The organism is Nocardia sp. CC227C, from assembly GCF_030767025.1.
Taxonomy (GTDB): Bacteria; Actinomycetota; Actinomycetes; order Mycobacteriales; family Mycobacteriaceae; genus Nocardia.
This window is the reverse complement of sequence record NZ_JASITE010000020.1, coordinates 103,504-117,056: the sequence shown is the minus strand read 5'-3', so window position 1 is coordinate 117,056 and position 13,553 is coordinate 103,504. Positions and strand designations below refer to the sequence as shown.

Below are 13,553 nucleotides of genomic sequence, written 5' to 3'. Positions count from 1 at the left end.
CATCACGCGGAGCCTCGAATCATGACATCGACAGTGGTGCAACGCCTTCGGGCCGGCACCGGCACACCGTTCTCACTCGAGTTCATGCCCCCGCGTGACGCGGCGGGCGAAAGCCGACTGTGGCGCACCGTCCGTGCCTTCGAAGCGATCGACCCGGCCTTCGTCTCCATCACCTACGGCGCGGGCGGCAGCACTCGCGACGCCACCGCCCGCGTCGTCGGTGAGATCGCCGAGCGCACCGCGCTGCTGCCCGTCGCCCACCTCACCGCCGTCGCGCACAGCGTCGCCGAACTGTGCGCGATGGTGGACGGCCACGCCCGCCGCGGTGTGCGCAACCTGCTCGTCCTGCGCGGCGACCCGCCCGGAGATCCGTTGGGACCCTGGACCAAACATCCCGACGGTATCGAATACGCCGAGCAGCTGGTCCGGCTCGTCGCGGCTCGGGGCGACTTCCACATCGGGGTCGCGGCCTTTCCCGAGGGTCACCACGCCGCGCCCGATCTCGCACGCGATACCGCGACCCTGGTCGCCAAACTCCGCGCCGGGGCCGACTACGCCATCACGCAGATGTTCTTCGACCCGGATTGCTATCTGCGCCTGCGGGACCGGTTGACAGCGGTGGATCCGGAACAGGCGGCCAAGCCGATCATTCCCGGCATCATGCCGATCCTCTCGCTCGCCAGCCTGCGGCGGATGGCGCAGCTGTGCGATGCCACCCTGCCCCCGGCAATGGTCGCCGACCTCGAACGCGCCGCCGGATCGGGCCCCGAGGAGGACCGGGACGCGGTGCGGGCCGCCGGCGTGGACATCGCCACGCGGCTGTGCGAGAAGCTCATCGCCGAAGGGGTCCCCGCCCTGCACTTCTGCACGCTCAACCGGTCGCGCGCGACCCGGGAGATCCTGGCCAACCTGGGCCTCCGCTGAGCCGACCGCGCGGTCGTGCCCGCCGATACGATCCTCACGACGGCGGCGACCTGATCGCGGACGACGCACCGAGATCAACGAAGGACTTGCTTTGTTAGGTAAGCCTGACCTACACTCATAACCGGCGTTAGGGTCGAGCGAGTGTCCTGAGGGCTGCAGTGACCCCCGACCTAACACCGCGGCGGGTTCCCGATGATGGTCGTCACCGGGAACCCGCCGCTTCGTATCCGCGGCAATCCTCTGCGGCAATCCCCGCGTGATCGGGACCCTGTGCCGACCGGAGCGCGCCGTCGTGCCAGTGTGAAGGCATGACGCAGCAAGATTTCTCGTCGGTGCGGTCCATGGCGGATGTGACGCCCGAACTGATGAACCGGTTCAGCGAGGGCACCTTCACCGATCTCATCGGGCTGAAGTTCACCGAGTTGTCCGGGGATCGGGTGAGTGCGGAGTGGGTGGTGACGCCGCAGCAGTTCCAGCCCGCCGGCATCGTGAACGGCGGTGTGTACTGCACCGTCATCGAGACCCTCGCCAGTGTGGCCGCGGGCGTGTGGCTGGGGGAGAAGGGCACCGTGGTCGGGGTCAACAACAACACCGACTTCCTGCGCGCGGTGCGCGAGGGGACGCTGCGGGGTGTCGCGACACCGATCCACCGGGGCCGGTCGCAGCAGCTGTGGGTCGTGGTCATCACCGACGAGCAGGAGCGGACGGTGGCGCGCGGGCAGGTGCGGTTGCAGAACCTCGCCGCGCGGGACTGACGCACCGCGGGGAGCGAGGAAACACTGAGGTAATACGGGGCGTGTCAGAATGACCGACGATCCGCCCCACGACCTCGGTGAGGAGCCCGAATGCGACTGTCGCCGCACGAGCAGGAACGCCTGCTGCTGAGTTACGCGGCCGAGCTGGCCCGCAGGCGACAGGCGCGCGGACTCAAGCTCAACCATCCGGAGGCGGTCGCCCTCATCACCGACCACGTGCTCGAGGGCGCGCGGGACGGGCGCAGCGTGGCCGAGCTGATGGCGTCGGGACGCACCGTGCTCACCCGCGACGACGTCATGCCCGGGGTGCCGGAGATGATCCACGACGTGCAGGTGGAGGCCACCTTCCCGGATGGCACCAAGCTCGTCACCGTCCACCACCCGATCGGATGACGATGATTCCCGGCGAATACCACTGTGCCGAGGGCACGATCGAGATCAATCCGGGTGCCGACCGCATCGAACTGGATGTGGTCAATACCGGCGACCGGCCGGTGCAGGTCGGATCGCATGTGCACTTCCCGCAGGCGAACGCGGCGCTGGAGTTCGATCGCGCGGCCGCGCACGGCCGCCGCCTCGACATCCCCGCCGGAACCGCGGTGCGGTTCGAACCCGGTCTGGGCCAGCGGGTTTCGCTGGTGCCGCTGGGCGGCGCTCGCGAGGTGCACGGAATCAGTCTCACCCCACCCGGAAAGCTGGACTCATGACGGACGAACTCTCCGGTACCCGACTGTCCAGGGCCCGCTATGCCGAACTGTTCGGGCCCACCGTCGGCGACCGCATCCGCCTCGCCGATACCGACCTGTTCATCGAGATCACCGAGGACCGCAGCGGCGGGCCGGGACTCGCCGGTGACGAGGCCGTCTTCGGCGGCGGCAAGGTGCTGCGCGAATCCATGGGCCAGGCCCGCGCCACCCGCGCCGAGGGCACCCCGGACACCGTCATCACCGGCGCGGTGATCGTCGACCACTGGGGAATCATCAAGGCCGATATCGGGATCCGCGACGGCCGCATCCGCGCCATCGGCAAGGCGGGCAACCCCGACACCATGAGCGGGGTGCACCCCGATCTGGTGGTGGGCCCGTCCACCGAGATCATCGCGGGCAACGGCCGCATCGTCACCGCGGGCGCCATCGACTGCCACGTGCACTTCATCTGCCCGCAGCTGCTGGACGAGGCGATGTCCAGTGGCATCACCACCATGGTGGGCGGCGGCACCGGACCGGCGGAGGGCTCCAAGGCCACCACCGTCACCCCGGGCGCGTGGCATCTGGGCCGCATGCTGGAGGCCACCGACTCCTGGCCGGTGAACATCCTGCTGCTGGGCAAGGGCAATACCGTGCGCGCCGAGGCCATGTGGGAGCAGTTGCGCGGCGGCGCGGGCGGTTTCAAACTGCACGAGGACTGGGGCACCACCCCGGCCGCCATCGACGCCTGCCTCACCGTGGCCGACGCCTCGGGCGTGCAGGTGGCGCTGCACTCGGACACGCTCAACGAGGCCGGATTCGTGGAGGACACCCTGGCCGCCATCGGCGGGCGGGCCATCCACTCGTACCACACCGAGGGTGCGGGCGGCGGGCACGCGCCCGACATCATCACCGTCGCCTCGTATCTCAATGTGCTGCCGTCCTCGACCAATCCGACCCGGCCGCACACCGTCAACACCCTCGACGAACATCTCGACATGCTCATGGTGTGCCATCACCTGAGCCCGTCGATTCCGGAGGATCTGGCCTTCGCCGAGAGCCGGATCCGGCCCTCCACCATCGCGGCCGAGGATCTGTTGCACGATCTGGGCGCGATCTCCATGATCGGCAGTGACGCGCAGGCCATGGGCCGCATCGGCGAGGTGGTCATGCGCACCTGGCAGACCGCGCACGTCATGAAGAAGCGGCGCGGCGCGCTGCCCGGCGACGGGGTCGCGGACAACAATCGGGTGCGGCGCTATATCGCGAAGTACACCATCTGCCCGGCGGTCACGCACGGACTCGACCACGAGATCGGGTCCGTGGAGGTGGGCAAGCTGGCCGATCTGGTGCTGTGGGAGCCCGCCTTCTTCGGCGTCCGCCCGCACGCCGTGCTCAAGGGCGGGGCCATCGCGTGGGCCGCCATGGGTGACGCCAATGCCTCCATCCCGACCCCGCAGCCGGTGCTGCCGCGCCCCATGTTCGGGGCCTCGCCGACCGTGGCCTCGGGTACCTCGCTGCATTTCGTGTCGGAGGCCGCCATCGAGGACGGACTCGCGGACCGGCTGCGGGTGAACCGCACGCTCGTGCCCGTCGCGAATGTGCGTCGCCGCACCAAGGCGGATCTGCCCAACAACGACGCCATGCCGCGCATCGAGGTGGATCCGGACACGTTCACGGTGCGCATCGACGGCGAGGTGTGGGCGGAGGATCCCGCGGTCGAACTGCCGATGGCGCAGCGCTATTTCCTGTTCTAGCGTTCGTGTTCGGCGCCGGGGCCCGCTCCGGTGGCAGACTGCGGATATGAGCGCAGACTGGACCGACGTAGATCGCTATCTCGTGGACGCCCTGGTGGGAGACCGGGATTCGGATGTGCTGGCGGCCAATGCGGCCGCCGGACTTCCGCCCATCGACGTCTCCCCACCCCAGGGTGCGTTCCTGCGCCTGACCGCACTGTCCATCGGCGCGCGGCGGGTGCTGGAGATCGGCACGCTCGGCGGGTACAGCACCGTGCAGCTGGCGCGGGCGGTCGGCAAGTCCGGGCAGGTGGTGACCTTCGAATACGACCCGGAGCACGCGCGGGTGGCGCGGGAGAATCTGGACCGCGCCGGAGTGGGGGAGCGGGTCGATATCCGGATCGGCGCGGCCCTGGACAATCTGCCGGTGCTGGCGGAGGAGCGGCCCGAGCCCTTCGACCTGGTGTTCATCGACGCCGACAAGGTCAACAATGCCAACTATGTGCGCTGGGCGCTGCGGCTGACCCGGCCCGGCGCGGTGATCATGGTCGACAATGTGGTGCGCGACGGCGGCGTGGCCGAGGCGGATTCGGCCGATCCGATCATTCGCGCCGGCCGCGAGGTGATCGAATTCTGCGCCGCCGAACCGCGCCTGGACGCCACCGTGCTGCAGACCGTCGGCAGCAAGGGCTGGGACGGATTCATCTACGCGGTCGTGCGCGGCGACGAGAGCTGAGGCCCTACGGCGTGATATCGCCGTCCGCGTACACCCAGGCACCGTCGTCGCGGCGGAAGCGACTGTGCTCGTGCAGCGTTCCCGCCCGCCCGTGCGCGCGGTAGTGCGCCCGGAACTCGACGGCGCCCGCGGTGTGGAACGGCCCGCCGCCGCTGCCGCCCAGAATCTCCAGTGCCTCCCAGCGCATGGCGGGATCGAAGTCCACGGCGGCCGGTCGCGTCTCGGGAGCCCAACTGCGCAGCAGATACGCCTCGTCGCCGACGGCGAAGGCGCTGAACCGCGACCGCATCAATGCCTCCGCCGTCGCCGCCTGCCCCTCGCCGCGATGTAATCGTCCGCAGCACTGCGCGTACGACGCGGACGACCCGCACGGACATGCCGCGGGCACGGCGGGATGCTTCCGACGCTTCGACATGTCGCCCATTCTCCGTGCTGCCCGGTCGACCGCCGACCGGGGGGACGCACCGCAGGCGTTCCGGGCGGGGACATCGCTGACAACGCGCGGGATGGCGGCGCTCACCACGCTCACCACGCGGAGATCGCGCCGCCGCGGGTTCGCGTGCGTCCGGTTCCGGACGCCCTGTTCGTTTCGTGGGCGATCGGTGCGTGGGTGCGTCGGATGCGCGGCGGCACGGTACGCATACGTGCATTCGGTGCGAATCCGGCATGGCGTGCAGGACTGACGCCCGGCGACCCGCACACCGCGACACATGCCCCACGGCCCGCGCCGCCGTCCCGGTCACGGGCGTGCGGCGGTGCGGGGAAGTCCGGCGGGTGGGCAATTCGGCGGCGCGCCGCGCGGCGGCCACCGGGGCGACGGACGGTTCGAGTGCGTCCGGTGCGGTGGCCCCGGGTGGGCGGCGCGGTTCAGCGGTGCGCGGCGGCGAAGCCGTCGCAGAGGGCGGCGAGTCCGGCGTCGAGCATGAGGACCGGATCCAGCAGATCGGTCGCGCCGGTGCCGTGCAGGTCGGCCAGGCCGGGCGGGGTCTCCCAGCGCGGGGTGCCGTCCAGCAGGGCGGCCAGGCCGGACTTCTGGTCCGGATCGGTCTCCTTGCTCGCCAGCAGATTCGAACTCACCTGCTGGAGTGCGACGCCGGCGATGTAGCTCCAGACCGACAGCGACATGCGGGTGGCCTCGCGGATGTCGACGTCGAGTTCGCGGAAGCCCTCGACCAGCCAGGACAGGCAGGTGAGGCTGTGCGGCCCGAAGTTGTAGCGCGGTACGGCGAAGGTGAACAGCACCCACGGATGTTCCTGGTAGAGCCGCCAGTCCACCTCCGCGGCGATGCGCACCCGCTCCCGCCAGGTCCAGTCCTGTCCGGCCGGGTCCGGGTACGGATTGCGCCGCGCCACCTCGTCGGTCATATCCGACAGCAGTACGTCCTTGTTGGGGATGTGCCGATACAGCGACATCGCGCCCGCCCCCATGCGGTCGGCGATGCGGCGCATGGACAGCGCTTCCAGTCCGGACTTGTCGGCCAGCGTGATGGCGGTGTCGACAATGGCGGCTCGCGTCAGCTTGGCCTCGGTCATGGGATAACTCGCTTTCCTTTCCCCTACCGGCGTGCGTACACTGTACCCCGGCTCTCGCGTACGCCGTACGCACGCACTCCGTGAACCACTCCACGCAGCAAGCACCGAAGGATAGGGAATGACCGGGACCATCGCGCACTCGAACACGCCGCGACGCACGTCCGCGCCCCCGCGAGCCTGGCTCGGACTGGGCGTGCTCATCCTGCCCGTGCTGCTGGTGTCGATGGATATGTCGGTGCTGTACCTGGCCATGCCGACGCTCACCGCGCATATGGACCCCTCGGCGACCGAACAGCTGTGGATCCTCGACATCTACGGCTTCATGATCGCGGGCCTGCTCATCACCATGGGCAATCTCGGCGACCGCATCGGACGCCGCAATATCCTGCTCGTGGGCGCGGCCATCTTCGGCGTCGCCTCGGCGGTGGCGGCGGTCGCGCCGAGCGCCGAGGTGCTCATCGCGGCGCGGGCGCTCATGGGCATCGGCGGGGCCACCCTGCTGCCGTCCAGCCTGGCGCTCATCTCCAGCCTGTTCACCAGCGCCCGGGATCGTGCGACCGCCATCGGCGTGTGGACGGCGTTCTTCGCGGGCGGTTCGGCCGTGGGGCCGATCATCGGCGGCGTCCTGCTGCACCACTTCTGGTGGGGTTCGGTCTTCCTGATCAATGCCCCGGTGGTGCTGGTGCTGCTCGTCTTCGGACCCATCCTGCTGCCCGAGCACCGCTCGGCCGGGCGCGGGCCGCTGGATCTGCCCAGCGTGGCGCTGTCCATCGGCGGCATCCTGCCGCTGATCTACGCGGTCAAACACATGGCCGCCGAGGGCGTCGACGCCGAGGCCATGATCGCGGGCGCGATCGGCGTGCTGGTGCTGACGGTGTTCATCCGGCGACAGCGCACGCTGGACGAACCGCTGCTGGACCTCGGCCTGTTCCGGCGCGGCCTGTTCGCGGTGGCCATCGGCTCCAGCACCGTCGGCATGCTGGCCCTGGCCGGTATGAGCTACCTGACCAGCATGTACCTGCAATCGGTCACCGGCCGCGACGCCTTGCAGTCGGCGCTGCTGGGCATTCCGATGGCCGTGGTGGTGTTCACGACCTCCATGACCGGCGGAGCGATCGGTCGCCGCCTGGGCGTGCGCACCACCTTCGTGCTCAGTTCGAGCGCGGCGGCGCTGGGCAATCTCATGCTCTTCGGCGTCGGGGTGGACGGTGGCGTGGGCTGGTACATCGCGGGCACCGTGGTGGCCGGTCTGGGCCTGGGCACCATGTTCACGCTGGTGTCGGAGGTGGCGGTGTCGTCGGTGCCGCCGGAGCGGGCCGGATCGGCGGTCGGCATCTCGGAGACCAGCTTCGAACTCGGCAACGGTCTGGGGTTGGCGCTGCTGGGTTCGCTGGCGGCCCTGGTGTTCCGCAACGGCGGCGATTTCGCGCCGACCCTCGGCGAGACCATCACCCGCGCCGGTGCGGACGCCGCGCTCATCCACTCGGCGCGGGAGGCATTCGTCAACGGCATGCATGTCGCCACTACCACGGGTGCGGCGCTGCTCATCGCCATGGCGCTGATCGCCGCCTTCGCCAAGACCCGGGACGTCGAACTGGCCGAACCCGGGACCGTCGCGCACTGATCGGCGGCCGAACGGTCCGCACGGTCGCGGCGAGCCGTCGGCATGCCGGTCGCACGGTGATGCGGTCGATCCACGCTGTCGGTCGCACCACCGGCACCGCGTATTCGGCGGCAACGGCAGCGAACCGGCGCGCACCGCAATACATTCGATGCTGTGAACGAGACCGCGCCCACCGGCAATGGCCGCCCGCTCTCGGAGCGGGTGGCGACCCGCCTGCTGTACCCGACCTCGCGCCCCCGGGAGAAATCGCTGCGCGAGGCGGTCGCGGGCCGCGTCGTGCTGATCACCGGGGCCTCGCACGGCATCGGCAAGGCGAGTGCGCGCAAACTGGCGGCGGCCGGGGCGACCGTGCTGCTGGTGGCGCGGACCGCGGCGGATCTGGACCTGGTGGCCGACGACATCCGCGCGGCGGGCGGGACGGCGTTCACCTATCCGACCGACCTCACCGATATGGATGCGGTGCGGCGGCTGGGTGAGGGGCTGCTCGCCGAGCACGGGCATATCGACGTGGTGATCAACAATGCGGGCAAGTCGATTCGCCGCCCGATCGACCGGTCCTACGACCGGTTCCACGACTTCACCCGGACCATGGACATCAACTATCTGGGTCCGGTGCGGCTGCTGCTCACCCTGCTGCCGGATATGCGGGAACGCCGCCGCGGCCACATCGTCAATATCTCCACCTGGGGGCTGCGGGTGCCGCCCGCCCCGCAGTGGTCGGCCTACTACGCCTCCAAATCCGCCTTCGACAGCTGGTTGCGTTCCGTCGCCACCGAGATCGCGGCCGACAAGGTCACCACGACCACCGTCTACATGCCGCTCGTGCACACCCGGATGAGCGCGCCGACCGACTTCTCCGGCATTCCCGGCCTCACCGCCGACGAGGCCGCCGATCTGGTCTGCCACGCCGTCGCGGAGCGGCCGTACGAGATCACGCCGTGGTGGACCGGACCGGTGCAGGCGTGGAGCGATCTGGCCCGGGGCCCCGCGCACCGTCTCATGAGCCGGGGCTTCCGCCGTCGGTGACGGCCGGGCCGGGGACGCGCCCGCGAGCTGTCCTAGGATCGGGCCATGCGTACTCCGGAGCGGCCGTCATGAGCCTCGCGATCCTGCTGAACCTGGCGGATTCGCGATTGCCGATCGGCGGGCACGTGCACTCCGGCGGGGTGGAGGAGGCCGTGAGCTCCGGCCTGGTGCGCGACGTGCGGTCGGTGGAGCTGTACCTGCGCCGCCGGATTCGCACCTCCGGGCTGGTGACGGCATCCCTGGCCGCCGCCGTGCGCGCCGGAACCCTGGAACCCGCCCGCGCCGAGGCCGAGGCCGATGCCCGCACCCCGTCCCCGGCGGCCCGCACCGCCTCGCGGGCGCAGGGGCGCGGACTGCTGCGCCTGGCGAAACAGGTGTGGCCGCAGGCGGATTGGTCCGGCCTCGGTACCCGGCCGCATCTGTCCACGGTCTTCGGCGTCGTCGCCCGGGTGTCCGGTGCCACGCCGGAGGAGATCGCCGGTGTGGTCGTCTACACCACCATGACCGGGGCCGCGACCGCGGCACAGCGGCTGCTGGCCCTGGACCCGGCAGCGGTGGCGGCCTGCACCGTGCGGCTGTCGGAGGTGTGCGACCGCACGGCCCGGGAAGCCGTCGTCGGCCTGGCGGCGCTGTCCGACCCGCTGCAGGATGTGCTGGCCGAACGACATCTGGAGCGGGATATGCCGCTGTTCGCGTCCTGAGTCAGGTAACACCGGGTTTACACGCATCGGCAAGGATGGACCCATGCCACCTCATTTCATCGATGGAGAACCGCACGATCACGGCCACGACCGCCCCCGGCGGGAGCGCACGCCCGGGGAGCCGGTGCGGATCGGGATCGGCGGACCGGTGGGGTCGGGGAAGACGGCGTTGGTGGCGGCCCTGTGCCGGCAGCTGCGCGAGGAGCTGTCGCTGGCGGTGCTGACCAACGACATCTACACCACCGAGGACGCGGACTTCCTGCGGCGGCACGCCGTGCTGCCGGACGAGCGGATCACCGCGGTGCAGACGGGCGGCTGCCCGCACACCGCCATCCGTGACGACATCACCGCCAACCTGGACGCCATCGACGATCTCATCGAGGCCAATCCGCCGCTGGACCTGGTCCTGGTGGAGTCGGGCGGCGACAACTTGACCGCCACCTTCTCCTCCGGGCTCATCGACGCGCAGATCTTCGTGGTCGACGTGGCGGGCGGCGACAAGGTGCCGCGCAAGGGCGGTCCCGGCGTGACGTACTCCGACCTGCTGGTCATCAACAAGACCGACCTCGCGCCCATGGTCGGCGCGGATCTCTCGGTCATGGACCGCGATTCGACGAAGGTCCGCGAGGGCCGCCCGTTCGTGTTTACCTCGCTCACCGAGGACCCGGCCGCCACCCCGGTCCTGAGCTGGGTGCGCGAACAGCTCCGCCTGGCCGCGGAACAGGATGCGGCAGCCGGTGCCTCGCACGCGCACTGACGCGCGGCGGGTGAGCGGCATGTCCCAGCGGGTAGCCACTGCCAGGGGCATTCCGCGCGGGCGGATTGCGGCGGGCGGGTGCGCCGTGCGGACCGAGGTGCGGATGGTCGCGATCGCGGGGCGGGTGCGTCGTGCGGACTGAGGTGCGGATCGTCGCGATCGCCGGGAGATTGCCGACCATCGAGGCGATAGGGGGATTGGCCGGGCGGCGGACCGGGGCGGATACCGTGCATCTGATCGGCACGGCCGCCACGCCGCTGGGCGGGGACGAACTCGATATCGTGATCCGGGTGGGGGCGGGGGCGCGGCTGGCGGTGCGGTCGGTGGCGGCGACCATCGCGCTGCCCGGACGGCATACGCCGAAGTCGGTGGCGCGCTGGCACTTCGAGGTCGGGGCCGGAGGCGAGCTGGATGTCGACCCGGAACCCACGGTGGTGGCCGGTGGCGCGGAGCATGTGACGACGACGACCGTGCGGCTGGCGGAGGGTGCGCGACTGCGGCTGCGCGAGCGGGTGCGGATCGGCCGGACCGGGGAGGATCACGGCTACTGGAGCGGCGACCTGCACGCGGATGTCGGCGACCTGCCGCTGCTGCGGCACCGCCTGGATCTGGGTGCGGACACGGTGACCGATGACGCGCTGTCGGGCCCGCGCGCGTTGGAGAGCGTGCTCACCTACCCGGACGACCGGACGGTGAGCACCACCGGTCTCGATGCCGCACTGCTGCCACTGGCCGCGGGCGGAACCCTGTTCACCCGAACGGGATTCAGGCTCGCCACGGCACCGCCGCCCGGCGCTGCCGCATTCGGGGCGAGTAGGGCAGCGGCCACGACCGCCTGACCTCGGATCACTCGACCTGGCCGGGCGGCGGCAATACGGCGTCGGTCTCATCGCGCCCGCGGATCGGCGCGATGGCGGTCGCGCGAGCAGCGGCGCGACCGGCCAGCGGTCGTCCGGCACACGGGGTCTCACGTTTCGCGCGCTATCGTGCGGTGCACACCGGCCGGAATCCGCATGGGCGCAACCGGTCAGGGGCGCATGGCTCCGGAGAAGCCGTCGATGGACAGCAGGGCGAACAGCCAGTCGGCGCTGACGCGCAGGGGCTGGGCGCGGAACATGGTCGCTCCCTTCGGGATCGGACGCCTGGTGCGGGTATCCGGGTGTGGCGGGAACCGGACCTCACCCCCGGTTCCCGCCGCACCCGGCACTGCGGAGCGGCCGACTCAGTCGCCGACGACGCGCGGCGGGGCGTTGAAGGAGTTCACCGCACCGACCACGGCACCCGCCGCCGCACCGACCGCCGCGGCGGGCACGGTGATGACCGCGGCGCCCGCGGCCGCACCGAGCACCGGTCCGGCGACCAGGCCGACGGGGACGAAGGCCAGGCCGGTGACCAGGCCGACCGCACCGCCGACGGCCGCGGAGGTGAGCGCGAACGGGGCCGCGGTGGCGGCTCCGGCGAGCGCGCCGACAGCGGCGGTGCCGATCGTCTGACCGGCGATCCGGTCGGAGCGGCTGCGCTCCATGCCGACGGAGTCGAGGAAGGTGGCGAGATTCGCCTCGACCTGCGCGGCATTGTCGTTGATCTGGATCGCCTGTTCCTTGTCGATCCAGTTCGGCGCGTCGACCGTCACGTCGCCGAACCGGAACTTGCCGGGCGGCGGGGCGATCGGCGGCACCGGTGCCACCGGAACAGGCGGATGCAGCACGCCGACGGGAGCCAGGTAGCTCTTGTCGGGAGCCGGCCGCGACCATTGCAGCGAACTGTGGGTGTCGTCGGGGATGTTCAGGCCCTCGTACGGCGCGACATTGGGCGCATCGGCCGGCGGCCACTGCTGCGGCGCGTCGTCGTGATGCGTCACCGGGGCCGACTCGACCGGGGTGGCATTGGCCTGGCCGGAACCGACGATCGCGAGAACTAGCGGAACAGCGCCCGCCGCCACCACATTGCCGACTCGATTGCGATGCGGGGTGAGGGCTCTGTGCTTGCCTGCGGCCATAGACGACCTTTCATCGGGGAACAATCGACGCCCGACATTCGGACCCGGCCGTCACCTGGATTGGTCGCCGAATCGGACGACTTCGAGATCGATTGCGTTGCTGAAAGATTGCCCATTGGAAGATGTGGAGTGTGAGCGAAGGCCGAATCCCTGCTACAGGATTCGGCCTCCGGGCAAAACGACCCTTACTGAATCGTTGCCGACTCCGTCGACGCCACCGACGCCACCGACGCCACCGACTCGGCGGCCGGAAGCTCGGCCGGAACGTCGGTCGCCGGGGCCAGGTAGCCATTGGCCGCGCCGACCGCCGCGCCGACGGCCGCGCCGACCGTGGCCGCGGGGACCGCGACCAGGGTGACGCCCGCGGTCGCGCCGACGGCCGGACCCACCACCCAGCCCGCCGGGGCGAACGGCGTGCCGACCATGGCCCCGATGAATCCACCCATGACCAGCCCGGCGGCCTCGGCCGGAGCCGCCACCGCCACGCCGACGGCCGCGCCGACGGCGGCGGTGCCGATGGTCTGCGCGGCGATGCGATCGGACCGGCTCGGCTCGAACCCGGCCGAGTCCAGCGTGCGGGCCAGCTCCGCCTCGGCGGTGGCCGAGAGCGTATTGACCTGGTCGGCCTGTTCGGGCGACAGCCATCCGGGCACGTCGACCTGTGTATCACCGAAGCGCAGCTTGCCCTCGGGCGCGGCGATGGGCGCGACCGCCGGCGCGCTGGCCGGATCGGGCATGCGCAGCTGCTCCGGGTCGACCGCCGCGAGCGATCCGCCGGGGATATCGCGCACGCCGACGGAGGAGTTGCGGCTCACCCGGGTGGCGGGTCCGTCGGCGACGGCCCGGGTTCCCTCCGAAACCGTTGCCGTGGCCTCGGTTTCCGCGGCCGGGGCGGCTGCCGCCGCGGTGGTGTCGAGCCAGCCGCGCACGCCGTCGGCGAGCTCCGGTGGGATAGGCACCCGCAGCGGTCCCAGCGGGGAGTGCAGCACCATATCGGTCTGCGGAATCTCCTCGGTGGCCGTGGCCGGCGGGACGGACATGTCCTCGGGATGCACCGGATCGGCCGAGGCCGTGCC

The 13,553-nt window shown here is 70.9% G+C and carries 15 protein-coding genes; 11 read left to right on the top strand and 4 right to left on the bottom strand.

Going from position 1 to position 13,553, the window contains the following annotated elements:
* Window positions 1-21 precede the first annotated feature (21 nt).
* The 6 genes from QMO76_RS30835 to QMO76_RS30810 all read left to right on the top strand — a co-directional run bounded on the left by QMO76_RS30835 (window position 22) and on the right by QMO76_RS30810 (window position 4,837).
* Window positions 22-924: a methylenetetrahydrofolate reductase gene (locus tag QMO76_RS30835; RefSeq protein WP_306364868.1), complete on the top strand. Its 903-nt coding sequence runs from the start codon at window positions 22-24 to the stop codon at window positions 922-924.
* Window positions 925-1,232: 308 nt separating this feature from the next.
* The gene (locus QMO76_RS30830) at window positions 1,233-1,679 is read left to right on the top strand and encodes a PaaI family thioesterase (protein WP_372342124.1); all 447 of its coding nucleotides are present in this window, start codon (window positions 1,233-1,235) and stop codon (window positions 1,677-1,679) included.
* Window positions 1,680-1,769: 90 nt separating this feature from the next.
* On the top strand, window positions 1,770-2,072 hold the full coding sequence (locus QMO76_RS30825) for an urease subunit gamma (RefSeq protein ID WP_306364867.1): 303 nt from the start codon (window positions 1,770-1,772) through the stop codon (window positions 2,070-2,072).
* Between the two features lie 2 nt (window positions 2,073-2,074).
* Window positions 2,075-2,386, top strand: a complete 312-nt coding sequence (locus tag QMO76_RS30820; protein WP_306364876.1) for an urease subunit beta — start codon at window positions 2,075-2,077, stop codon at window positions 2,384-2,386.
* Window positions 2,383-4,122, top strand: coding sequence for an urease subunit alpha (locus QMO76_RS30815; RefSeq protein ID WP_306364866.1), 1,740 nt, complete (start codon window positions 2,383-2,385; stop codon window positions 4,120-4,122). The genes QMO76_RS30820 and QMO76_RS30815 overlap by 4 nt, the downstream gene beginning before the upstream one ends.
* A gap of 46 nt (window positions 4,123-4,168) precedes the next feature.
* On the top strand, window positions 4,169-4,837 hold the full coding sequence (locus tag QMO76_RS30810) for an O-methyltransferase (protein ID WP_306364865.1): 669 nt from the start codon (window positions 4,169-4,171) through the stop codon (window positions 4,835-4,837).
* A 4-nt stretch (window positions 4,838-4,841) separates the two neighbouring features.
* Here QMO76_RS30810 and QMO76_RS30805 read toward each other — a convergent pair whose 3' ends face one another.
* Together QMO76_RS30805 and QMO76_RS30800 are read right to left on the bottom strand one after the other, a co-directional pair.
* Window positions 4,842-5,252 (bottom strand): YchJ family protein, encoded by a 411-nt coding sequence (locus tag QMO76_RS30805; protein WP_306364864.1) that lies wholly within the window; start codon window positions 5,250-5,252, stop codon window positions 4,842-4,844.
* A 452-nt stretch (window positions 5,253-5,704) separates the two neighbouring features.
* Window positions 5,705-6,370 carry a TetR/AcrR family transcriptional regulator gene (locus QMO76_RS30800; RefSeq protein ID WP_306364863.1) on the bottom strand — a complete coding sequence of 222 codons (666 nt, stop codon included), beginning with the start codon at window positions 6,368-6,370 and terminating at the stop codon, window positions 5,705-5,707.
* 118 nt (window positions 6,371-6,488) lie between these two features.
* Between QMO76_RS30800 and QMO76_RS30795 the strand changes: the two genes are divergently transcribed.
* The 5 genes from QMO76_RS30795 (at window position 6,489) to QMO76_RS30775 (ending at window position 11,317) form a co-directional block, all read left to right on the top strand.
* Window positions 6,489-7,994: an MFS transporter gene (locus QMO76_RS30795; protein WP_306364862.1), complete on the top strand. Its 1,506-nt coding sequence runs from the start codon at window positions 6,489-6,491 to the stop codon at window positions 7,992-7,994.
* Between the two features lie 153 nt (window positions 7,995-8,147).
* Window positions 8,148-9,020: an SDR family NAD(P)-dependent oxidoreductase gene (locus QMO76_RS30790; RefSeq protein WP_306364861.1), complete on the top strand. Its 873-nt coding sequence runs from the start codon at window positions 8,148-8,150 to the stop codon at window positions 9,018-9,020.
* Window positions 9,021-9,088: 68 nt separating this feature from the next.
* Window positions 9,089-9,721, top strand: a complete 633-nt coding sequence (locus QMO76_RS30785) for an urease accessory protein UreF (protein WP_306364860.1) — start codon at window positions 9,089-9,091, stop codon at window positions 9,719-9,721.
* 43 nt (window positions 9,722-9,764) lie between these two features.
* Window positions 9,765-10,478, top strand: coding sequence for an urease accessory protein UreG (gene ureG, locus QMO76_RS30780; RefSeq protein ID WP_306364859.1), 714 nt, complete (start codon window positions 9,765-9,767; stop codon window positions 10,476-10,478).
* 131 nt (window positions 10,479-10,609) lie between these two features.
* Window positions 10,610-11,317: an urease accessory protein UreD gene (locus QMO76_RS30775; RefSeq protein ID WP_306364858.1), complete on the top strand. Its 708-nt coding sequence runs from the start codon at window positions 10,610-10,612 to the stop codon at window positions 11,315-11,317.
* 383 nt (window positions 11,318-11,700) lie between these two features.
* Here the strand turns inward: QMO76_RS30775 and QMO76_RS30770 are convergent, their stop codons facing one another.
* Window positions 11,701-12,477, bottom strand: coding sequence for a hypothetical protein (locus QMO76_RS30770; protein ID WP_306364857.1), 777 nt, complete (start codon window positions 12,475-12,477; stop codon window positions 11,701-11,703).
* A gap of 185 nt (window positions 12,478-12,662) precedes the next feature.
* On the bottom strand, window positions 12,663-13,517 hold the full coding sequence (locus tag QMO76_RS30765; RefSeq protein WP_306364856.1) for a hypothetical protein: 855 nt from the start codon (window positions 13,515-13,517) through the stop codon (window positions 12,663-12,665).
* Window positions 13,518-13,553: the final 36 nt, after the last annotated feature.